Source organism: Methylophilus luteus (genome assembly GCF_042676265.1).
Classification (GTDB): Bacteria; Pseudomonadota; Gammaproteobacteria; order Burkholderiales; family Methylophilaceae; genus Methylophilus; species Methylophilus luteus.
Genome location: NZ_JBHTKB010000003.1, coordinates 54,873 through 76,408 on the forward strand (window position 1 = coordinate 54,873; position 21,536 = coordinate 76,408).

General features: G+C 53.9%; 18 protein-coding genes and 1 tRNA gene. 9 read left to right on the top strand and 10 right to left on the bottom strand.

Annotation, left to right across the window (positions count from 1 at the left end):
* The first annotated feature begins 1 nt into the window (after position 1).
* The 6 genes from ACFQ1Z_RS12630 (at position 2) to ACFQ1Z_RS12655 (ending at position 5,167) form a co-directional block, all read left to right on the top strand.
* Positions 2 to 568 (top strand): aminodeoxychorismate/anthranilate synthase component II, encoded by a 567-nt coding sequence (locus ACFQ1Z_RS12630; protein ID WP_379058146.1) that lies wholly within the window; start codon positions 2 to 4, stop codon positions 566 to 568.
* Positions 568 to 1,593 (top strand): anthranilate phosphoribosyltransferase, encoded by a 1,026-nt coding sequence (trpD, locus tag ACFQ1Z_RS12635; RefSeq protein WP_379058148.1) that lies wholly within the window; start codon positions 568 to 570, stop codon positions 1,591 to 1,593. Before ACFQ1Z_RS12630 ends, trpD begins: the two co-directional genes overlap by 1 nt.
* Before the next feature lie 20 nt (positions 1,594 to 1,613).
* On the top strand, positions 1,614 to 2,090 hold the full coding sequence (locus ACFQ1Z_RS12640; protein WP_379058151.1) for a DUF3465 domain-containing protein: 477 nt from the start codon (positions 1,614 to 1,616) through the stop codon (positions 2,088 to 2,090).
* Positions 2,083 to 2,871, top strand: coding sequence for an indole-3-glycerol phosphate synthase TrpC (trpC, locus tag ACFQ1Z_RS12645; RefSeq protein WP_379058154.1), 789 nt, complete (start codon positions 2,083 to 2,085; stop codon positions 2,869 to 2,871). The genes ACFQ1Z_RS12640 and trpC overlap by 8 nt, the downstream gene beginning before the upstream one ends.
* A 54-nt stretch (positions 2,872 to 2,925) precedes the next feature.
* Complete coding sequence (gene hemB / locus ACFQ1Z_RS12650) at positions 2,926 to 3,921, top strand: porphobilinogen synthase (protein WP_379058901.1); 996 nt, start codon at positions 2,926 to 2,928, stop codon at positions 3,919 to 3,921.
* An 856-nt stretch (positions 3,922 to 4,777) separates the two neighbouring features.
* Positions 4,778 to 5,167, top strand: coding sequence for a YidB family protein (locus ACFQ1Z_RS12655; RefSeq protein ID WP_379058156.1), 390 nt, complete (start codon positions 4,778 to 4,780; stop codon positions 5,165 to 5,167).
* 44 nt (positions 5,168 to 5,211) lie between these two features.
* On the opposite strand, the gene pyrE is transcribed toward ACFQ1Z_RS12655, so the two are convergent.
* A complete protein-coding gene (gene pyrE / locus ACFQ1Z_RS12660; protein WP_379058159.1) occupies positions 5,212 to 5,859 on the bottom strand; it encodes an orotate phosphoribosyltransferase in 648 nt (215 codons plus the stop codon).
* Positions 5,860 to 5,886: 27 nt separating this feature from the next.
* Between pyrE and ACFQ1Z_RS12665 the strand changes: the two genes are divergently transcribed.
* A complete protein-coding gene (locus ACFQ1Z_RS12665; RefSeq protein WP_379058162.1) occupies positions 5,887 to 6,660 on the top strand; it encodes an exodeoxyribonuclease III in 774 nt (257 codons plus the stop codon).
* 43 nt (positions 6,661 to 6,703) lie between these two features.
* A complete protein-coding gene (locus ACFQ1Z_RS12670; protein ID WP_379058165.1) occupies positions 6,704 to 7,900 on the top strand; it encodes an MFS transporter in 1,197 nt (398 codons plus the stop codon).
* Positions 7,901 to 8,889: 989 nt separating this feature from the next.
* On the opposite strand, the gene ACFQ1Z_RS12675 is transcribed toward ACFQ1Z_RS12670, so the two are convergent.
* The 8 genes from ACFQ1Z_RS12675 to ACFQ1Z_RS12710 form a co-directional block, all read right to left on the bottom strand.
* Entirely contained in the window at positions 8,890 to 10,008 is a 1,119-nt protein-coding gene (locus ACFQ1Z_RS12675; RefSeq protein WP_379058168.1) for a pseudouridine synthase, read from the bottom strand.
* A gap of 44 nt (positions 10,009 to 10,052) precedes the next feature.
* Positions 10,053 to 11,309, bottom strand: coding sequence for a biosynthetic peptidoglycan transglycosylase (locus tag ACFQ1Z_RS12680; protein WP_379058170.1), 1,257 nt, complete (start codon positions 11,307 to 11,309; stop codon positions 10,053 to 10,055).
* A gap of 9 nt (positions 11,310 to 11,318) precedes the next feature.
* On the bottom strand, positions 11,319 to 11,633 hold the full coding sequence (locus ACFQ1Z_RS12685) for a (2Fe-2S) ferredoxin domain-containing protein (RefSeq protein ID WP_379058172.1): 315 nt from the start codon (positions 11,631 to 11,633) through the stop codon (positions 11,319 to 11,321).
* A gap of 84 nt (positions 11,634 to 11,717) precedes the next feature.
* Positions 11,718 to 12,662, bottom strand: a complete 945-nt coding sequence (locus ACFQ1Z_RS12690) for an energy transducer TonB (protein ID WP_379058174.1) — start codon at positions 12,660 to 12,662, stop codon at positions 11,718 to 11,720.
* 18 nt (positions 12,663 to 12,680) lie between these two features.
* The gene (mpl, locus tag ACFQ1Z_RS12695; RefSeq protein WP_379058177.1) at positions 12,681 to 14,051 is read right to left on the bottom strand and encodes a UDP-N-acetylmuramate:L-alanyl-gamma-D-glutamyl-meso-diaminopimelate ligase; all 1,371 of its coding nucleotides are present in this window, start codon (positions 14,049 to 14,051) and stop codon (positions 12,681 to 12,683) included.
* A gap of 86 nt (positions 14,052 to 14,137) precedes the next feature.
* Positions 14,138 to 14,779 carry a thiamine phosphate synthase gene (gene thiE, locus ACFQ1Z_RS12700; RefSeq protein WP_379058180.1) on the bottom strand — a complete coding sequence of 214 codons (642 nt, stop codon included), beginning with the start codon at positions 14,777 to 14,779 and terminating at the stop codon, positions 14,138 to 14,140.
* Entirely contained in the window at positions 14,763 to 15,623 is an 861-nt protein-coding gene (gene thiD, locus ACFQ1Z_RS12705; RefSeq protein WP_379058183.1) for a bifunctional hydroxymethylpyrimidine kinase/phosphomethylpyrimidine kinase, read from the bottom strand. The genes thiE and thiD overlap by 17 nt, the downstream gene beginning before the upstream one ends.
* Positions 15,624 to 15,634: 11 nt before the next feature.
* A tRNA-Gly gene (locus ACFQ1Z_RS12710) sits at positions 15,635 to 15,708 on the bottom strand.
* A 403-nt stretch (positions 15,709 to 16,111) separates the two neighbouring features.
* Between ACFQ1Z_RS12710 and ACFQ1Z_RS12715 the strand changes: the two genes are divergently transcribed.
* Complete coding sequence (locus ACFQ1Z_RS12715; RefSeq protein ID WP_379058186.1) at positions 16,112 to 16,978, top strand: beta-1,6-N-acetylglucosaminyltransferase; 867 nt, start codon at positions 16,112 to 16,114, stop codon at positions 16,976 to 16,978.
* 78 nt (positions 16,979 to 17,056) lie between these two features.
* Here the strand turns inward: ACFQ1Z_RS12715 and ACFQ1Z_RS12720 are convergent, their stop codons facing one another.
* The gene (locus ACFQ1Z_RS12720; RefSeq protein ID WP_379058189.1) at positions 17,057 to 21,484 is read right to left on the bottom strand and encodes a two-partner secretion domain-containing protein; all 4,428 of its coding nucleotides are present in this window, start codon (positions 21,482 to 21,484) and stop codon (positions 17,057 to 17,059) included.
* Positions 21,485 to 21,536 lie beyond the last annotated feature (52 nt).

Here is a 21,536-nt window from a genome sequence, read left to right on the forward strand (position 1 = left end):
TATGTTGTTAATGATAGATAACTACGACTCTTTTACCTACAACCTGGTGCAATACCTGGGCGAGCTGGGGCAAGACGTGCATGTGCACAGAAACGATGAGATCACGCTGCAACAGATCAAGGACATGCAGCCGGAAAAGATCGTGATCTCTCCCGGCCCGTGTACGCCGAATGAAGCCGGTATCTCGGTGCCGCTGATCCATGAATTCGCCGGCAAGATCCCGCTGCTGGGCGTGTGCCTGGGTCACCAGAGCATAGGCCAGGCCTTTGGCGGCAATATCATCAAGGCCAAAACGCTGATGCATGGCAAGACTTCGCTGATACACCATACCGATAGCGGCGTATTCAGAAACCTGCCTAACCCTTACACCGCCACGCGTTATCACTCGCTGGTGATAGAGCGTGCAACCCTGCCCGATTGCCTGGAGATCACCGCCTGGACGGATGATGGCGAGATCATGGGCGTCAAGCACAAGACCCTGGCGGTGGAAGGCGTGCAATTTCACCCGGAGTCTATCCTGACTGAACACGGGCATGCGTTGCTGGATAACTTCCTGAAGGGTTATTGATGAGCATCACGCCTAAAATCGCAATACAGCGGCTGATAGACCACACCGATTTCACGCATGAAGAAATGCTGGAGATCATGCGCCAGATCATGAGTGGCGAATTCACCCAGATCCAGATTGCAGGATTTTTATCTGCCTTGCGCGTCAAGGGCGAAACCGTGACCGAGATCGCCGCAGCGGCGCAAATGATGCGCGAGCTTTCCAGCAAGGTAGAAATAAGCGATACCCGGCATCTGATAGATACCTGTGGTACCGGCGGCGCCCCGAACAAGGCATTCAATGTTTCCACTGCATCTGCCTTTGTCGCTGCAGGCGCAGGCGCAAAGATCGCCAAGCATGGCGGCCGCGCGGCCTCTTCAAAAAGTGGTTCGGCTGATGTGCTGGAAGCGCTGGGTGTGAATATCACATTGACGCCTGAGCAAGTGGTGCGTTGCGTCAATGAAGCAGGCATAGGCTTTATGTTTGCACCAAATCATCATTCTGCGATGAAATATGCTGCACCGGTCCGTCGTGAACTGGGTGTGCGCACCATGTTTAATTTACTGGGCCCGATGACTAATCCGGCTGGTGCCAAGCGACAGGTGATGGGTGTGTTTCACCGCGATCTAGTCCCGTTGCTCGCTCAAACTTTGAAACAGTTAGGTAGCGAACATGTGATGGTGGTACATAGCGCCGATGAGATGGATGAGATCTCTTTTTCTGCCGACACTTATGTCGCTGAACTGAAAAATGGCAACATCACTGAATACACCGTGAACCCAGCCCAGTTCGGCATTCCATTGCATGACATCAACAGCATACGCGTCGAAAGCGCCCAGCATTCCAGCGAGATCATCCTTGGCCTGCTAGCTGGCGAAAAAGGCCCGGCGCGCGATATCGTATTGTTAAACGCAGGCGCTGCCATTTATGTCTCCGGCCTTGCCGATGATTTAACATCAGGAATCGCACAAGCGGCAGCATCGATTGATTCTGGTAACGCATTAAATAAATTGCAGCAGTTAAAGGCGTTGAGCCAGGTCGCATGAAGCACACTCGGCTGATTGCAATGTTATGTTTACTGGCAGCCTGCCAGCAAGCGTCACAGCAAACTGCGACCAACAATTCAGGCAATCAGGCGCAATCGACCGTAGAAGTCAGGTCGCAGAGCCAAACGCTTAACCTGCAATCGCTATCTTCCGGGCTGACAAGTGAAGAAAATGCCGGACTTAAGCAAGCCTTTGCAAAAAAGCAAAGCCATCTCTGGCTGCAAGGCAGTGGCGAGGTGAAAAAACTGCTGGCGGACGATACTAAAGGCGCAAGACATCAGCGCTTTCTGGTGACTATCTCGCCTGAACAGACATTGCTGTTTGCACATAATATCGATCTGGCACCACGCGTGGCTGACTTAAACCCAGGCGACCAGATTCAGTTTAAAGGTGAATATATTTACAACCCCAAGGGTGGCATCATGCATTGGACGCATCATGATCCACAGGGCCGCCAGGGTGGCTGGATAAAGGTAAACGGAAAAATCTATGAGTGATATTTTAAACAAGATCCTGGCCACCAAAGCCGAAGAAATCGCAGCCGCGCAAGCCAGGCTGCCGTTGGCCCAGGTGCAGGCGCTGGCCGCACAGCAGGCACCGGCCCGTGATTTTACCGCTGCCATCCGCAGCAAGATCGCTGCCGGCAAAGCCGCCGTGATTGCAGAGATCAAAAAAGCCAGCCCTTCCAAAGGGGTGATACGCGCAGATTTCAAACCGGCCGAAATCGCTGCCAGCTATGAGCAGGGTGGCGCAGCCTGCCTGTCAGTGTTAACCGACGAACAGTATTTCCAGGGCTCGGCCGATTACCTGAAGCAGGCGCGTGCCGCCTGCCAGCTGCCGGTGCTGCGTAAAGACTTTATGATAGATGCCTATCAGGTCTACGAAGCACGCGCCATGGGTGCAGATTGTATCTTGCTGATCGCCGCCGCACTGACGCTGGCGCAGATGCAACAACTAGAAAGCGTCGCTCATAGCCTGGGCATGGCGGTGCTGGTCGAAGTGCACAATGGTGAAGAGCTGGCGCAAGCGCTGCAGCTGAGCACGCCATTGCTGGGCATCAACAACCGCAACCTGCGTACCTTTGAAGTGACGCTGGATACCACCCTGGGTCTGCTAGGCAACATCGCCAGCGACAAGATCGTGGTCACCGAGAGCGGAATCTTCAGCGCTGACGATGTCAAACTGATGCGCGATCATGCGGTACACACCTTCCTGGTCGGTGAAGCATTTATGCGCCAGGAAAACCCAGGCGCCGAACTCGCAAAAGTATTTGCCTAAGCACTGCCTTTAACCCTTACTGCCTGTCACATCCGCCCAGGCAAACAGGAGATTATTTTGAGCCAATTTCTAGCTATCCGCCCCCGCCGCATGCGTAAGGACGACTTTTCACGCCGCCTGATGCGTGAGAACGTCGTCACCGTGAACGACCTGATCTACCCGGTATTCGTGCTGGAAGGCGAAGGCAAGGTCGAGGAGGTCAAGTCCATGCCCGGCGTGCAGCGCCAGAGCCTGGATCAACTGCTGAAAACCGCCAAAGAATGCGTGAAACTGGGCATTCCTGCCCTGGCGCTGTTCCCGGTCGTGCCACAATCAGACAAAAGCCTGGACGCCAAAGAAGCCTACAACCCGGAAGGCCTGGTACCGCGCACCGTCAGGGCACTGAAAAAAGCTTACCCTGAACTGGGCGTGATCACCGACGTCGCCCTAGACCCCTATACCACCCATGGCCAGGACGGCCTGATAGATGACAGCGGCTATGTGCTGAACGACGAAACAGTAGCAGTGCTGGTGAAACAGGCTTTATGTCATGCCGAAGCCGGTGCCGATGTCGTCGCCCCTTCCGACATGATGGATGGCCGTATCGGTGCCATCCGCGATGCACTTGAAGACAGTCGTTATATCTATACGCGCATCATGGCTTACTCGGCTAAATACGCCTCTGCCTTTTATGGCCCGTTCCGTGATGCGGTCGGCTCTGCCGGCAACCTGGGCAAAAGCAATAAATACAATTACCAGATGGACCCCGCCAACTCTGACGAGGCCTTGAAAGAAGTCGCGCTGGATATTGAAGAAGGCGCCGATATGGTGATGGTGAAACCAGGCATGCCCTACCTGGATATTGTGCGCCGCGTCAAAGACGAGTTTGGCGTCCCTACATATGCGTATCACGTGAGTGGTGAATATGCCATGCTCAAAGCCGCAGCGCAGAATGGCTGGCTGGATGAGAAAGCCTGTGTGCTGGAAGCGATGCTGGGTTTCAAACGCGCAGGGGCGGATGGGGTATTGACCTATTATGCGATGGATATCGCGAGATGGTTAAAAGAGTAACGACTCTTTAGCCTTAGACAGCAAATACTACTTATTGCGGTGTTATTTTTCTCGTGAAGGTGAGTAATTTGCTCTTCTGTTGGACAGATGCTTTTCGCCTTTAGGCGAGTGTCTTTTCTTTGCGTGCCCAAAGAAAAGACACCAAAAGAAAGGGCACCCTAGCATCCGCTTGTTTCCTGCGTTGCTCAGCTCAGGACTTTCGTCCGTTGCTTTGCCGGACTTAGGCATAAGCGGTCGTGAAACTCGCCCTGACAAGCCACACACACCGTGGCTTGTTGCGGAGCTCAGACAGTCGCTCCCTTGTTTCTTATTTTGACTGCGCTACTCGGCGCGTCAGATATGGGACCCGGAAAGACACTAAGCGGTAAGTTGAGTGGGTCTTTCTCGCATAGCATCCCGCTCTACCAGCGCAATAAAATCAAAGCAAAGCAAAAGCAAAAGCAAATCAGTAAGATGGTTGGCGGGTTGGTTTTAGATTACACAGGCGCTTAGCGCCCTCAGCCCGTTGAGTTCTACGCTTGTGTCATCGTGGTGGTTTTAAAACGGGCCCCTATCTGACGCGCCGAGTAGCGCAGTCAGCGTGGGAGGGGTCGGCCAGCGTCTGTTCGAGTTCCGCGGTGGCTTGCGTTTTTTGCAAGCCGCTAGGGCGAGTTTCGTTGGACGCCCACGTTGACGAGCAACGCAGGGAAAAAGCGGAAGCTAGGGTGCATTTCTTTTGGTTACGTTTTCTTTGGGCAAGCAAAGAAAAGTAACTCGCCGAGGGGCGAAAAAGGGCGTACCTTAAACCGCGCAGCGTCAACAAACAAAAGAAACTGCCGCCAGGCAAATAAGAGATTAATTAAAAATAGGAAACGAAATGGGATTATTCGACAATCTAGCCACTAGCATGATGAACAAGGTCATGGGCGATAAAGCCCCCATGGCAAAACTGGCCATGGAGTTATTTCAGCAATACGGCGGTTTACCCGGCATCCTGCAAACCCTTAAAGCTGGCGGTTTGAGCGAACAAGTCGATTCCTGGGTCGGTACTGGCGCTAATCTGGATGTCTCCCCGCAGCAGATAGGCGCGGCACTAGGTGCTAGTGTGCTGACCGGCATTGCCAGCAAGCTGGATATCAGCAGCGAAGAACTCACGGCGAAGATCGCGGAATACATCCCGGATGTGGTCGATCAACTGACGCCTAACGGCGCGGTGGAGAATAACCCGGCCTTGATCATGTCGCGCTTGATGGGCATGCTTAAATAAAAATAGCGCGTTAGATACGCGCTATTTTTAAACAGAATGCTTTTTTAAACGATGCAGTACTGGGCGCGATAGGCCTGAATAGCTGGGAAGTATTGCGCCAGGCTATCGTTGCCTTGCAAATAAGCAAATAGATCCGCCAGTTTGGCTATGCTCACCACCGGCATCTGGTTGGTTTGTTCTACTTCCTGCACTGCCGAAAGCTCACCCAGGCCTTTTTCCTGCCTGTCTAATGCGATACTCACACCACAAGGGATGGCACCGGCCTGGCGTATCATGTCTACCGATTCGCGGATAGAAGTGCCGGCAGAGATCACATCATCTATGATCAGCACGCGGCCCTTGAGTGGCGCACCGACCAGGGTGCCGCCTTCGCCGTGGTCTTTGGCTTCTTTGCGGTTATAGGCATAGGGCAGGTTTTGCCCCATGCGCGCAAAGGCGATGCTGATCGCCGACACCAGCGGAATACCTTTATAGGCCGGGCCAAACAGCATGTCGAATTGCAAGCCAGACTGTAGAATGCTGTGTGCGTAAAATTCGCCCAGTTTGAGCAGGCTTTCACCATCGTCAAACAGGCCGGCGTTAAAAAAATACGGGCTTAAACGCCCGGCTTTGGTTTTGAATTCGCCAAAACGTAACACCTGTTTCTGGATGGAAAAAGTAATAAAATCGGCACTGAGTGGTTTTGCAGTCATTTGAGAAAAACAGAAAGAATTTGAACAATGCGTATTATAACCTTGAACCTGAATGGCATACGGTCAGCCTGCAACAAAGGCTTTCTGCCCTGGCTGGCTGGCACTGGCGCCGATATCGTCTGCTTGCAGGAGCTGAAAGCCCAGGCGGCCGATATGCAGCCGGAAATGTTGCAACCGCCCGGCTATCACGGCTATTTTCACTATGCTGAAAAAAAGGGTTATAGCGGCGTCGGCATTTACAGCAAACAGCCTGCCGACAAAGTCATTATCGGCCTGGGGCATGCCGCTATCGACGCTGAGGGCCGTTACCTGGAATGCCAGTATGGCAACCTGAGCGTCGTGTCTTTATACCTGCCCAGCGGTTCCAGCGGTGAAGAACGTCAGCAATTCAAGTTTCAGGTACTGGCCTTGTTTCTGCCGCATCTTGAGCAACTGATCGCCGGTGGCCGTGAGGTGGTGATCTGTGGTGACTGGAATATCGCCCACCAGGAGATAGACCTTAAAAACTACAAAGGCAATCGCAAAAACTCCGGCTTTTTGCCTGAAGAGCGTGCCTGGATGACAGATATCCTCGGGCGGGTCGGCTGGGTCGATGTTTACCGCACCTTGCACCCGGAAACCACAGATGAATGCTATACCTGGTGGAGCAACCGAGGTCAGGCCTGGGCAAAGAATGTGGGCTGGCGCATAGATTACCAGCTTGCCACGCAGGCTTTGGCACAGCGGGCCACTGCGGTCAGTGTCTATAAAGCTGAGCGCTTTAGTGACCATGCGCCACTGATCGTGGATTACAGCGATTAACAAATCCTGTTCGCTTAGCGACCGCATATCAAGGAGCGCGCCTGTGCATAAACAGCAAAGCATGTGGACCATAGTCATCGCCGCAGCGGCCATCCTGGCGGTGACCATGGGTATACGCCAATCGCTGGGCCTGTTTGTGTCGCCGCTCAACACCAGCACCGGCCTGGGCATAGTCACCATCAGTTTTGCCATGGCCATCGCCCAGTTCGCCTGGGGCCTGGCGCAACCCTTGTTCGGCATGCTGGCTGACCGCGCCGGTTCCTTCAAGGTAATAGTGTTGGGCACCCTGCTGATGGCAGCCGGGCTGGCCATAACGCCGTTTGCCGACTCCGAGTTTGCGCTGGTGTTCTCTCTGGGCATCATGACCGCCATGGGCGCAGGTGCCGGGAGCTTTTCCATCCTGATCGGTGCCGTCGCCGCCCGCCTGCCCGCCGAACGGCGTTCTTTTGCGGCCGGGTTCATTAACGCCGGCGGTTCATTCGGGCAATTTATATTCGCACCGCTGGCACAAGCATTGATCCACTCTTTCAACTGGATCAATGCATTGCTGATGCTGGCGCTCACCTCATTAGGCAGTATTTTCCTGGCACTGCCCTTACGCGAAAACAAGGTTGCCCTCACCCAGAATGTGGCCCCAGCAGAGGAAACCCTGACCCTCAGGCAGCAGGTAGGCATCGCTTTTAAAGACCGCAGCTATCTTTGCCTGCATGCCGGGTTTTTCACCTGTGGTTTCCATATTGCCTTCCTGGTCACCCACCTGCCAGGCGAGGTCAATGTGTGTGGGTTGCCAGCAGTCGTGAGTGCTACCTCACTGGCAATCATAGGTCTGGCCAATGTGCTGGGTAGTTTATATGCTGGCTGGCTGGGCCAACACCAGCGCATGAAAATGATCCTGTTCTGGATGTATGCTTCGCGGGCAGTAGCGGTCGCCGTCTATCTGGCAGCGCCAAAAACCGAGCTCACCTTTTATATATTTGCGGCCGTACTTGGCTTCACCTGGCTTTCCACCGTGCCTCCCACGGCCGGGCTGGTGGGTAAATTGTTTGGTGCGCGATATCTGGCGACCCTGTTTGGCTTCACTTTGCTCAGCCACCAGATCGGGGGATTTTTCGGGGCATGGCTGGGTGGGCTGGTGTTTTATGCTAATGGCGATTATCAGTGGATGTGGCTGGGGGATATCGTGCTTGCCACATTGGCGGCGCTGGTGAATTTGCCGATCAGAGAGGCTAAACCTGAATAGGGTTGCGCGCAACAGCTATGTGCGGCGCTACTGCTGGCTTATGCAGAAGCCAATGCGCCATGCAAGGGAGAATCCAGGCAAGGTTAATGTTTTGCTTAGTTGCAATAGGGTACAGATATTGCGCTTGCTGGAGGTTTTAGTAGGTATTTCTTTGGATGGTTTTGTGTTCTGTTGCAGCGTTTTATTTCGCCTCTAGGCGAGTTACTTTTCGTTGCTTGCCCAAAGAAAACGTAACCAAAAGAAATGCACCCTAGCTTCCGCTTTTTCCCTGCGTTGCTCATCAAAATAAGCGGTCGCGAAACTCGCCCTAGCGGCCTGCAAACTACGCAGGCCACCGCGGAACTCAGACAGTCGCTCCCTTTCTCCTTATTTTGACTCCGCTACTCGGCGCGTCAGATAGGGGCCCAAAGTCAACACCACCACGATGTGACTTCTGTTAACTGCATTGGGCTGAGGGCGCTTAGCGCCTATGTAATCTAAAACCAACCCGCCAACCCTCTTGCTGTTTTACTTTTGCTTTGTTTTTGGTTTTATTGCGCTAGTCGAGCGGGATACGATGTGAGAACGACCTACCACACTAGCCGCGTAGTGCCTTTCAGGGTCCCCTATCTGACGCGCCGAGTAGCGCAGGCAGCGTGGGAGTTGTCGGCCAGCGTCTGTTCGAGTTCCGCGGTGGCTTGCGCTTTGTGCAAGCCGCTAGGGCGAGTTTCGTTGGACGCCCACGTTGACGAGCAACGCAGGGAAAAAGCGGATGCTAGGGTGCCCTTTCTTTTGGTGCCTTTTCTTTGGGCACGCAAAGAAAAGACACTCGCCTAGGGGCGAAAAAGAACGTTCCAATCATCCAAAGAAATACCAACTACAACTTCCAACAAATGCATCTCTCGCTCTGCGGGGTCCGCTAGTTTAAATAAGCAAAGAAAGGCGCATCGCGAGTAGCGAAATAAATTGCCGCACAAAACCCTCTACCGCGTCACCCGTTACATAAACCCTTAAAACTTCTCATTCGCCGCTAAATACCGCCACTGCCCCGCCGGTAATTTCCCCAAACTCACCCTGCCTATGCGTATCCGCTTCAAGCCCACCACCTTCAACCCCACCAGCTCACACATGCGGCGGATCTGCCGTTTGCGCCCTTCGCGCAATACAAAGCGCAACTGATCCTCGTTCTGCCACGAAACCTTGGCTGGCTTGAGCTGCACGCCATCCAGGCTCAAGCCATGATTCAATTTTGCCATGCCATTGGCACTCAACTCGCCCTCTACCCTCACCAGGTATTCTTTTTCTACGCTGGAATCATCGCCTATCAATACCCGCGCAATGCGCCCGTCCTGCGTCAGCACCAGCAAACCGGTGGAGTCGATATCCAGGCGTCCGGCCGGTGCCAGGCCGTGATAAATGCCGCGGTGGAAGGTTTTCTGTGTAGGGTCTTCTGACCACTGATTTTCGGGCTTGACCAGAACCACGGCCGGTTCATAGCCATCTTCTGCCTGACCGCTGACATAGCCGACTGGTTTGTGCAGCAGGATGGTGACATTTTCGGCCTGATATTCTTGGGCGTAGGTACTGATGATGATCTCGGCATCGGCGTCTATGCGGGTACCCAGGGTTTCTATGATCTCGCCATTGACCTTGACCCAGCCATTGACTATCCAGTCGTCGGCTTCACGGCGGGAACACAGGCCGCGGTCTGCCATCACTTTGGATAAACGCGGTTGCGCATCCGGGTCGGTGGGGGCGATCGCGCGTCTGGGTGCGGCGTCATCGCGACGCACAGGCCGGTCTGAGCTGTATGGCTTGCGGGTATCCTGCTGTGCGCCGTACCTGGAGTCGTTGCGTGACTCGCGGCGTGGTTCGTTGCGTGCATCTTTGCGCGCATAGGGTTTATCACCGGGTTTACCCTCATGCCGGCTGCGGTCCTGGCGCACTGGTTTTTCTGCCCTAGTGTTTTGCCTGTCAGCAGCGGCCGTTTTTTCAACGACTTTAGGCGCAGGTTTAGGTGGCGGTTGCGTGCGGTCACGCAGGGTGGATGAAACGCGACGCACCGGTTTGCTGCGCTTGGGCGCTTGCTCACTTTCGGCAGCGGGTTTATTCAGTTTGATTGTACTCAAAATACGGGTCCCGGCTTGGTTGGGAAATAAAGTGCTATTGTAAGTTATCCGGCGGCTTTCACCGGCCTAAAATTCAGATTGCCGGGTTCTTTACGTGCACTGCGCGGCATAAAATGCAGTATATCTTGCGCGCGCTTCAGGTCTGGCTGTTGCTGGATATACTGTTTTTTCCAGGCGCGGTGCGGATTGCTGATAATGCCAGCCAGCCACGCGGCTTGTATCGGGTTCAATTTATCCGGGGTCAGATCGAAATAATAGCGCGCGGCAGCATGTGCGCCGCAAAGACTAGGGCCCAGATCCACCGTGTTCAGGTAAAGCTCGAGGATATCAGTTTTGGTCAGTGCGGATTCCAGTTGCACGGCATAGAGCAATTCCTCTATTTTGCGCTTCCAGGTGCGCTCGCCGTTAGTGAACATGTATTTCGCCAATTGCTGGGTAATGGTACTGCCACCCACCTGTTTATCGGCGCTTTCCTTGCCTAGCAAATGTTGCATCTGTGCGATCACATAACCGGGGTGGTGCTTGAATTCGGCATCCTCGGCGATGATGGCCGCCACCGGCAGCCAGCGCCCCAGCTTGTCGTAGGCCACCCATTGCATGTTTTCCGGGTGCTTGTGTTCATCCAGCAGCGGGCAGTCATACTGTATAGGCAGCGTGGTTGCAGCGCTGATATTGAGGCCGGAAACCGCCATGGTATTCAGGTGCGGTTGCGCGCTCCATTCCTGCTTGGGCCAGCGCAGGGTGCCCGATGCATTCAGGGAGCCGGTCACCACAGCCTGGCGTATCACCGCAGAATGCGACTGCAAAGGTTTAAGCAACGCCTGCAGCGGCGTTTGCGGCAGTTGCCAGGTCAGCTTGAGGTTGCGCATGCTGACTTTGCCGGTGAAATCTATTTTAAACAGCGGCTGCGTTTCGCCCACTGCGAGGTAACCATGGATATGCTGCTGGTCCATTTGCAGCCACAGTTCTACCATGGGGATGACTATGGGCTGGTCGCTGATCGACTTTGCTTCTATCCAGCAATCCCGGCAGCGGGCACGCAAACCATCTTCGTCATAGAGCTGGATATCACCGTGGTGCAGATTAAAAGCCCGTCTGTCCAGCAGCCAGCGCCCGGGGGCGGAAGTCGCCAGCATCAACAGCGGCAGCACCCGCACTTGCACCCCGCCAGCCACCGGCAGCCTGACGCGCCAGGCCTGCTTGTCATAGGGTTGCCAGATCCAGCCGGCCAATGCCAGCAGCGTCAGCACGGTGACGGCCAGCAAGGTGAGCAGCAGCCTTTTAAACCACAGTAACAGCATGCGCTCGCCCTATACCAGCAGGCGCTCCACTACTTTGCCGTGCTGCAGATGGCTGGTGATGATCTCGTCGATATCGTCATTATCGACAAAGGTATACCACACCGCTTGCGGGTAAATGACCATCACCGGCCCTTCACTACAACGGTCCAGGCAACCGGCGCGGTTGATGCGGACTTTGCCGGCACCCGCCAGGCCATGTTTTTTGACGCTTTTTTTCATATAGTCAAAGGCCGCTTCTGCCCCCAGATTCATGCAGCAGTCCTCGCCTTTTTCGCGCTGGTTAAGACAGAAAAACACATGATATTGAAAGTGACTTTGATTCATAAGGTTGCTTTCCGGTGCCGCTTAAACAAAATGATCATGGAAAAATACCACAGAAAAACCCGTGCCAGAAAAAGATTGGACGCCTTATTCTGTTGAAAGTTGGTGTTCTTTGCTAAATGTCCAGGTGCGGGTGATGCTCAGCACATCGTGATCGCGGCGTATATCTTCAGGAAACGGCGGGAATGGCGCCGCCAGTTGCAGGATGCGGCGCGCAGATTCATCGAGCAGGCGCTTGCCCGAGCTTTGCACGATCTTGATGTTTTCTATGCTGCCATCGGCGCGTATAGACACCGTCAGCAGCAATTGTCCATACAGCTTTTGCGTGCGCGCCGCTTCAGGGTAATTGAGGTTACCCACTTGCTCTATCTTTTGCCGCCATTGATCCACATAGTTGGCAAAGCGGTATTCACGCGTGCGCGCGCCTATGAACTGACGCTTGGGACGCTTTTCATAAGCGTCCTGCTGCTTGGCGATCAGGGCTTCCAGCTTGGCCATCTCTTGCAGGGCCATGATCTCCTGCTGCGTTTGCACCGGCTGATTCAGCGCTTGCGGCGTCGGCTTTCTGGCAGCAGCCTGGGTTTGTGACAGCGGCGGGGCCTGCACGCTGCTCACTGTCTGGCTGGCTTTGAGTTGCGTCATCAGCGCCTGCGCTTCTTGCTCCAGTTGTGCCACGCGTTGTTGATGGCGCTGCAATTCTGCGTCCTGCGGGGTGGCTGGCACCGCAGGCTGCATGGTCGCTTCAGTCGCTTGCGGGGTAGTGGCAGGCATTTTCTGCACACTGGGCAGCGGGCTTTTCATCTGGCGTTTTTCGTCGGTGTTGCCGCCACGATCGAGGTTGGCTTGCGCCAGCGCATCGGCATCTTTAGGGGCTTGCTGGGTCTTGCTGTTCACCAGCATCACTTTCAGTGCCGGGATCTGGTCTTTGAGCGCTTTTAATTCAGGCTGGAAATGCAGCGTCAATAACACTGCATGCGCGATCAGCGAAAACCAGACAGCCCATACCAGTGGCGAACGTTCACGAAAGCGCATAGGGCATCTGCCGCCTGTTTAGCCCTGCAAAGCCTGTAATAATTGCTGGTGCACGCCGCCAAAACCGCCGTTACTCATCACCAGCACATGGTCGCCGGGTTGGGCCAGGCGGCTGACTGCTTGCACCAGCGCAGAGAGATCTTCAAACGTTTGCGCTTTGTCTTGCATGGGGGCGAGGGCAGCGGCTGCATCCCAGCCCAGGTTGTTGGCGTAGCAGAATACGGCGTCGGCATCGCGCAGGCTTGCCGGCAATGCGTCTTTCATCACGCCCAGCTTCATGGTGTTGGAGCGGGGCTCAAGCACCGCCAGGATGCGTGCTTGACCAACTTTGGCGCGCAGGCCTGCCACGGTGGTGGCGATGGCGGTAGGGTGGTGGGCAAAGTCATCGTACACGGTGATGTCGTTGACTACGCCTTTGACTTCCATGCGGCGTTTGACGTTTTTAAACTCGTTTAATGCTTCTATCGCGATACAGGGCGCGACACCGACATGGCGGGCAGCGGCGATCACCGCCAGCGCATTGCTGCGGTTATGCTCGCCCATCAACGCCCAGCTGACATTGCCCTGGCGCTCGCCGTTAAAGTACACATCGAAGCGGCCTTGCGCGTCTACATTCTGCACTTGCCAGCCGGCAGCACTGTCTATGCGCTCAACGCCACTCCAGCAGCCCCGGGCCAGCACGCGGTCCAGGCTTTGCTGCTGATTGGCGACCACCAGGCCTTGTTGCGGCACGGTGCGCACCAGGTGATGAAATTGTTTTTCTATCGCCGCCAGGTCTTCAAAGATATCGGCATGGTCAAATTCCAGGTTATTCAGCACGGCGGTGCGTGGACGGTAATGCACGAACTTGGAACGTTTGTCGAAAAAGGCGGTGTCGTATTCGTCGGCTTCGATCACAAAGAACGGCGAGATCGATTTGGGGTCTTGCCTGGGCGTTTGCGGCAAACGGGCAGACACACCGAAATTCTCCGGCACACCACCGATCAGGAAACCCGGCGCCAGGCCGGCATATTCCAGCACCCAGGCCAGCATGGAAGAAGTGCTGGTTTTACCATGGGTACCGGCAACCGCCAATACCCATTTACCTTGCAGCACATGCTCGGCCAGCCATTGCGGGCCAGAGATATACGGCAGGCCCTGGTTGAGGATCTCCTCCATCAGTGGATTGCCGCGGGTGACCACATTGCCTATCACATACATATCTGGCTTGAAAGCGGTCTGGCCAGGGTCAAAGCCTTCTATCAGTTCTATGCCTTGTGCCTGCAGCTGGGTACTCATGGGCGGGTAGACGTTATCATCACAGCCGGTGACACGGTGCCCGGCCGCTTTTGCCAGCACGGCGATACCGCCCATAAACGTGCCGCAGATACCAAGGATGTGAATGTGCATAGAATTTACCGTTTCAATTTAAGCTATGCATTTTACCAAACAAGTTTTGATAAAACGGTCGCCTGAAAACGCAATCGTAAGAAAACTCAATTTTTCGCAAACAATGGCAGATACTGGCGACAACGTGCCGAAATATCGCTGGCCTGGAAAATATCCGTGATCACCGCCAGCGCATCGGCACCGGCAGCGATCAGCGGCGGCGCATTATCCAGAGTGATCCCACCTATGCCGACCACCGGCACTGACAATGCTTGTTTGGCCTGGGTGAACAGGGCCGCATTTGCGCGTGGCGCATCTGGTTTGGTAGGCGAGGGGTAGCAGGCGCCGAATGCAATGTAATCTGCCCCTGCCGCTTGCGCCTGCTCTGCCAGCTCAAAACGGTTGTAACAGGAGGCACCTATGATTTTGCCTGGCCCCAGCAATGCTCTCGCCTGCGTGATGGCGGCATCGTGCTGGCCGACATGCACGCCATCGGCATCCAGCGTCTGCGCCAGGGTGATATGGTCGTTGATCAATAAAGGCACGGCGGCCTGACGGCAGATAGTTAACAGCGCAGCGGCCTGCTCCAGGCGCAATGCCGCACTGGCGGTTTTGTGGCGGTATTGCACCATGGCGACGCCGCCTTGCACGGCCTGTTTCACCTGCTGGCACAACAATGCGGTGTCATCGCAGTCTGGCGTGACCAGGTACAACCCATTAAGGTACAGCCCTTTAATGCTGTAGCTCACTGGCTTTTTCCTGCACCTCGGTTTCGCGCGCCCAGAAGAAACGGTCCGGGATAAACTGCCCCATGCCGGGACGGAAAGCGTGGCGCAGCGTCTGCCAGGTGAATTCCTGCGCTTCATGCACCGCTTCTTCTATGGTCAGCCCATGCGCCAGGCAGGCGGTGATCGCGCTGGTGAGGGTACAGCCAGAGCCATGATAGCTACCTGGCAGGCGTTCCCAGTGATAATCCTTGATCAGGCCAGGCATATTGCTCAGCTGCATGCCGTACAAGCTATTCACCACATCGATAGAGCGCTCATGCGTGCCGGTGATCATGACATATTCGCTGCCCATTTCCAGCAGGCGCAGCGCGCATTCTTCCAGTGAGCTGTGCTTGACCTCATCGCCCTCGTCGTAATAGGCCAGGCGGCGTGCTTCCAGGCTGTTAGGCGTGATCAGTGTCGCCTGCGGGAAAAGTAATTCACACATGGCAGCCTGCATTTCTTCATTGGAAAGCTCGTCACCCCGGCCTGAAGTGAGTATAGGGTCAATGATCAGCGGCACATCCGGGTAATCGGCCACGATCTCGGCGATGACGGCCACATTTTCCACGCTGCCCAGCAAACCCAGTTTGAAGGCGCTGACGGAAACATCTTCAAGTATGGTACGCGCCTGGTCATTGATCCAGTCGGCATCCAGCGGCATGACACTCTCTACACCCACCGTATCTTGTACCGTAATGCCAGTGATGACCGAAAGCGGGTAGCAGCCTATGCTGGCGAGCGCCATGATATCCGCCTGAACACCGGCCCCACTACTGGGGTCTGTTGCTGCAAATGTAAGAACGGTCGGGGGAGTGATAGCCATGAAAATTCCTTTGGAGCGGCTGACGGGAATCGAACCCGCGTATCAAGCTTGGGAAGCTGGCGTTCTACCATTGAACTACAGCCGCAATGTAACATATTGAATTGTATAGTGTTTTTTATTAACTAGTTTTCAATATTGTCATGAATAGCCGTCATTTTACCATTAAGTAGAGATGACATTATCAATCTGTATCCAGAAAAACGTGCACAGGGGCCTGGCTACTTCAGGCAAGCTAAACGATTGAATAAAAAGCAGGTTTTAAGGGTTGCTGGGCTGGGTATGCACGCCAAGTTGCGCCCTGAGAGTAACAATGGCCGATATTTATTTGCATCAGCCCTGCTATGTTCCAACTAAAAAAGCTCATTACCTTGCAATCCAGTCATTTAGCCCCATCTAAGGAAAGGCAAGAATGCGCCTTACCGATTCCCTTCAAACAATAAGAACTCAGGAGCGCAACAGTCATATCCTGTTTTAACCAAGGGACAAATATGATTGCGTACCTCATTCTGGTGCATAGATACCCAGAACAATTCAAGCGTATGTTCAAGGCAATTCACCATCCTCTCAACCATTATTTAATTCACGTAGATAAAACTTCAGATCCACAGATATTTAAGAACATTCAACTGTTTTTAAGTGATTATCCAAATGCAGAACTGCTTAAGCCGGAAAAAGCATTGTGGGGAGGCTATAGCCTGGTCAATATAGAGTTGCGAGGAATGGCCAGGCTGTTAGAAACGAATAAGGACTGGACGCATTTTATTAATCTTAGTGGGCAGGACTTCCCATTAAAAACGCAAAAATTCATTCGTAATTTCTTAACTGAAAATCCGAATAAAGAATATATCCGCGCGCTTGATCAGCTCGAACACCGTCCGGACACCATGCACAGGATATTAGATTTCTGTTATGAGTTTGGCAGCCATATTTTCAGGCCTAATATTTCACGAAAATTCTTAAAAGGCGTCACGCCTTATATCGGCACGCAATGGATGATAGTGAGCCGCAGATTTTGTGAATTTGCCGTCACTTCAAAAGAATCTGAGCGCTATAAAAGCTTTTATAAAAACAGTTTTATCGCAGACGAAGGGTTCTTTCAGACTGTCATGATGAATAACGACTGTCATGGGGAAGTGATCCAGGATGATTTGCGCTTTATAGATTGGATACCTGATGGAGACATCAAATTAAGGCCTCGCACCTTCACCCATGCTGATGCCAGACAATTAACATCCAGTCATCATCTATTTGCACGTAAATTTGATTCTACTGAGGATGATGCCGTATTAGATGCCATAGAACTTCATCTTGGCAGCACGCAGAATAAACTGAGTAATATTCCAGCTTATTCATAACAAAATCTGATGCAGCAAAAAAGAAAAAGCCGGGCGATCGCCCGGCTTTTTCTCAGCTGATTAAGCTTAAGCGCTATATTAGATACAATTAGAACTTACGCCATCCGGCAATTTCACGCCTGAATTCAGGATAGGCGTGCTACCCAGACTATCTTCGTTGACCGGACAAGCGACTGCGTCCAAATCTTCCTCATCACCCGCAGCAGGGTTCAGAGAAACGATGGTCATGGTGTTCAATGCCGGGTTATTAGGGATCAGACCACCTAGACCTGCGTCATCCCGCGGCGAGGCAAAGCCCAGCGCGGTTGCTGCGCCAGGCACAGCCAGTATGCTACCGGTTGCGGTTGAGTTGGTGACTACGGTGTAGCCATCAAATGAACCTGCGGTCGGGTTGAAGATCTGTTTGCCTTCATTGGTGGTGATGCTGACCACATTGTAGACACTGTTTATCGGTTTACCTGCGCCAACCGCTGCATTATCGTAAGTGGCAGCAGTGATAGGGCTAGGGCTGATGATGACTTTGTCGCCATCAAGCGCACCGCTGGTGGTGATGCTCAAACCACTCAGGTCAGTCACTACATTGGTACCATCAAACGCTTTGGTCGCGGTGCCATTCAGTGTGGCAGTCACAGTCGGGCTCACTGCATGGACAAAACCATTACCAGTGCCTAACAGCGCGCCGCCGAAGGTAGTGCCGTATTGCTTGTAATCATAATCAGCAAGCAGATTGCTACCTTTGACATCGCCGGTCGGGTCATTGCTGTAAACCGTCCAACGCCCAGTGGCACCGGTGGTGATGCTGGAATTGCTGTTATTGAGGAAATTACGGCCTGCGACCAACTGCACTGCAGTAGCAGCATTGCTATCACTGTCAATATTAGCATTCAGGATCAGATCACGGCCAGCCTGTGCCAGGATATCAGCGCTATTACCTACCGTACCTGCACCGTTTTTAGTACCAGCTTTCACAGTGACAGGGCCCAGCGCGATATCGCCAGCGGTGGTTTTCAAGGTGACAGCACCGGCATTACCACCAGACCTGTTGGCGCCAACACCATTGGCACCATTGGCGGTGATTGCCAGAGTGGTGATGCCGGTTCCGGCGTTGATGTCTACCTTGCCGGCGCTCTTGCCGTTGGTATTGTTATTGCCTGTACCGGCACTGGTGTCTATGTTGCCGGCATTCACCGCACCATTGGCAGCTGCCAGCAGCACATTAGCGCCTTTGGCGTTGACGCCGCCTTTGACATTGATATTGCCTACCGTCACATTGCCTGCATTGCTGGTCACGCTGACATCACCAGAGAAGGTTGAAATCGTTGTTCCGCTACCTGCACTGCCAGCGCCTGTGGTGATATTGCCTAGTTTGGCATCACCGGTAGTGGCAAGCACAGTGACTGCGCCGCCCTGACCACCTTCGCTACCGGCCACGCCAGCAGAGCCGGAAGTGTTGATAGTGCCAGTCATATCCACGCTACCGGCAGTGATATTGACTATGCCGCCATTGTAGCCAGCCCCAGTAGACGTGCCACCCTGGGCAGTGATGTTAGCCGTGCCCAGCGTTGCCAGACCGGCCACCGTGATACTCACGGCACCTGCATTACCTCCAGTCAGGTTGTTGCCGTTGGCATTGATATTACCAGCAGTACGGGTAAGGGTTGCGCCAGTCAGGACGACGTTACCAGGGCCAGTGATATTGGCACCTATGGCTAAATTACCAGCGCCACTGTTATCGTTATCCGCGTTCAGGGTCACGCTGCCTCTATTGGTAGACAGATTGCCGTTGACATTGATGTCATCGCCGGCCTGGGCCAGGATATTAGCGGCGTTGCCTACAGTGCCGGCACCTGTTTTAGTACCGGAATTCACTGTCACAGCACCCAGAGTGATGTCGCCGGCGGTGGTCTTCAATGTCACAGCACCGGCATTACCGCCAGATTTGTTAGACCCCACGCCGTTAGCACCATTGGCGACTATGGCTTGGGTGGTGATGCCGCTACCGGCAGTGATATCTACCTTGCCGGCGCTCTTGCCGTTGGTATTGTTACGGCCAGTGCCAGCACTGGCGTCGATATTACCTACAGTCACTTCGCCATTGGCCGCTGTCAGGGCCACGTTGGCGCCTTTGGCGTTAAAGCCACCTTTGACATTGACATTGCCTACATTCACATCACCAGCGCTGCTGGTCACACTGACCTCACCTGATGAGACTGAAAGGGTAGAGCCGCTGCTCGCACTGCCAGCGCCTGTGGTGATATTGCCAACCTTGGCATCGCCAGTGGTGGCAAGGATAGTGACTTTACCGCCCTGACCACCTTCGCCACCGAGCAAACCTGCAGCAGAGCCGGAAGTATTGATATTGCCAGTCATATCCAGGCTACCGGCTGTGATATTGACGTCGCCGCCATTCATGCCAGCGCCGAGCGCAGTGCCACCCTGGGCAGTGATATTGGCAGTGCCCAATGTTGCCACACCGGCAATATTGATAGTCACGCCACCCGCCTGGCCAAGGAAGCCATTTGAACTGATGTTACCAGCGGTGTGCGAAAGTGTAGCGCCAGTCAGCACTACGCCACTAGTACCAGTGATATCTGCACCCTGGGCGATATTACCCGCGCCACTGTTATCGTCATCGGCTTTGATAGTCACGCTGCCCAGGGCTGCGGTCACTGCAGAACCCACATTGACATTGTTATCGGCTGCCAGAGTCACATTGCCTGTGCCTGAGGTGACAAAAGAATTCACGTTGACATTGTTACCCGCGTCAAGATTGATGTTGCCTGTGCCCGCAGTGACCAGCGCATTCACGTTGACGTCGTTACCAGCGGTCAGATCGATGTTGCCGCCAATGGTAGTGGTCAGTGCAGCATTGATATTGATATTGTTATCAGCGACAAAACGCACGCTGCCACCTGTCATGGTCAGCGCACTGTCAACATTGATATTATTGGTAGCTTGCAGGTACAGCTCGCTATAACCAATCACATCAGAGATTTGCACTGTGGTGTCGCCCAGCGCATTGTCAGCAAAGGCGATATCCGGTGTGCCATTCGGGTTATCAGTCGGGGCAGGCTGAGGGCTGTTGTTAAGGAAGATATTTTGCGGATCAAGCAACAGGATACCGCCCACGCCATTGGCAGCGCTGACATTGACCTTGCCGTGAAAATCCAGATTCTGCTTGCCGGAAACCTCAACAAAGCCACCGTTACCGCGCAATGCAGCGGCCTGGGCCGAGATCGCACCGTAGTAACGCGTCAGATCATTCGCCCAAACGATGACTTTACCGCCGTTGCCTTCTTTGATGGCATCGGCTTTGATAGTCACACCCTGATCAACATAGGTTGTCCTGGCGTTATAGACATTGTCGCCCTTACCCTGGTAATCGCCACCAACCAGCACGGTACCGCCGCCTTTATCACCCGAAGCATCCAGTACAGCACCTTTTAGCAATGCGACCTGCTCGCCGGTCACGGCTATGGTGCCGCCTGTGGTATTTTCACCAGTGGCCAGCAATTGGCCTGAAACCTGTACCTTGGAGTTATCGCCACCTTCAAGGCGGATCACGCCTTCGCGCTCTACCAGCTGGTTGGCTTCTACGATACCGGTGATGTTAATTGCAGCTGAACGGGCATTGGTAGCTAATTGCACCAAACCGCCATTGGCCTGGATCAGGCCGCTGTTTTTAACGATACCTTCAACCGCTTGTGCAGTCAGGTTGGCTCTCACCAGCCCATTGCCATAAAAATCCAGCACTGCCTCTTTGGCTGCTGCCAGCACTACGCTACCGTTATTGGCAACCAGTTTGCCGGCGTTTTCTACTGATTTACCCAGCATGACGATATAGCCTTCGTCCTGGGCTTTGATCGCACCTTTGTTAATCACGCTGCCACTGATATCGCCACCAGAAAAATGGTAGCGGCCAGACAGGAAGTCGTCATTGGAGATATTCAGTGTAGAAGCCACGATATTGCCGACGTTGACTTGGGAATTCGGGCCAAACAGTATGCCGTTCTGGTTGATCAGAAACAGGCTGCCGTTAGAATTCAGTTTACCCATGATCTCAGAAGCGCTGTTGCCAAGCACACGGTAGAGTGCGCGGCCGGCATCTGGCATCACTACATCCAGCTGGTGGCCTTCGAGCACGCCGAACTTGTAGAAATTCACAATATTGACGTTGGCGGTATGGGTATATTGGGTATGCGTTGCACTGATATCTTTGATCGCCAGGTCACCCGCCACCACGCCAGCCACTACATTGGTATCGGCAAAGGCAGAGAATGGCAGCAAGGTCGCGGCGAACGCACTCGCGATCACAGCACGCCATTTGGTACCTGAGGTGAAAGCCGCGCGTAAAGCGCTGCGACTGCCAGACTCTTTAGAGTCATGCACCTGGCCATTCAAAGAAGATTTACCGCTGGTGCGCGTGCCTTCGGCTACGGCCACCCATGCTTGCTGGACCTTGCTCCAGATCAAACGATAAACGTGGTTTAGGGATGCTGCTTTCATGACATTCTCCTCTAAGGGGGTACACCGATCCTCCAAGATCGGTGGTCTTCCA

Coding starts and splice junctions, on each gene's coding strand:
- ACFQ1Z_RS12655 (WP_379058156.1), top strand. CDS start 4,778: ATGGGATTATTCGACAATCTAGCCACTAGCATGATGAACAAGGTCATG.
- ACFQ1Z_RS12665 (WP_379058162.1), top strand. CDS start 5,887: ATGCGTATTATAACCTTGAACCTGAATGGCATACGGTCAGCCTGCAAC.
- ACFQ1Z_RS12690 (WP_379058174.1), bottom strand. CDS start 12,662: ATGCGCTTTCGTGAACGTTCGCCACTGGTATGGGCTGTCTGGTTTTCG.
- trpC (WP_379058154.1), top strand. CDS start 2,083: ATGAGTGATATTTTAAACAAGATCCTGGCCACCAAAGCCGAAGAAATC.
- thiD (WP_379058183.1), bottom strand. CDS start 15,623: ATGGCTATCACTCCCCCGACCGTTCTTACATTTGCAGCAACAGACCCC.
- trpD (WP_379058148.1), top strand. CDS start 568: ATGAGCATCACGCCTAAAATCGCAATACAGCGGCTGATAGACCACACC.
- ACFQ1Z_RS12685 (WP_379058172.1), bottom strand. CDS start 11,633: ATGAATCAAAGTCACTTTCAATATCATGTGTTTTTCTGTCTTAACCAG.
- pyrE (WP_379058159.1), bottom strand. CDS start 5,859: ATGACTGCAAAACCACTCAGTGCCGATTTTATTACTTTTTCCATCCAG.
- mpl (WP_379058177.1), bottom strand. CDS start 14,051: ATGCACATTCACATCCTTGGTATCTGCGGCACGTTTATGGGCGGTATC.
- ACFQ1Z_RS12720 (WP_379058189.1), bottom strand. CDS start 21,484: ATGAAAGCAGCATCCCTAAACCACGTTTATCGTTTGATCTGGAGCAAG.
- ACFQ1Z_RS12630 (WP_379058146.1), top strand. CDS start 2: ATGTTGTTAATGATAGATAACTACGACTCTTTTACCTACAACCTGGTG.
- ACFQ1Z_RS12680 (WP_379058170.1), bottom strand. CDS start 11,309: ATGCTGTTACTGTGGTTTAAAAGGCTGCTGCTCACCTTGCTGGCCGTC.
- ACFQ1Z_RS12715 (WP_379058186.1), top strand. CDS start 16,112: ATGATTGCGTACCTCATTCTGGTGCATAGATACCCAGAACAATTCAAG.
- ACFQ1Z_RS12640 (WP_379058151.1), top strand. CDS start 1,614: ATGTTATGTTTACTGGCAGCCTGCCAGCAAGCGTCACAGCAAACTGCG.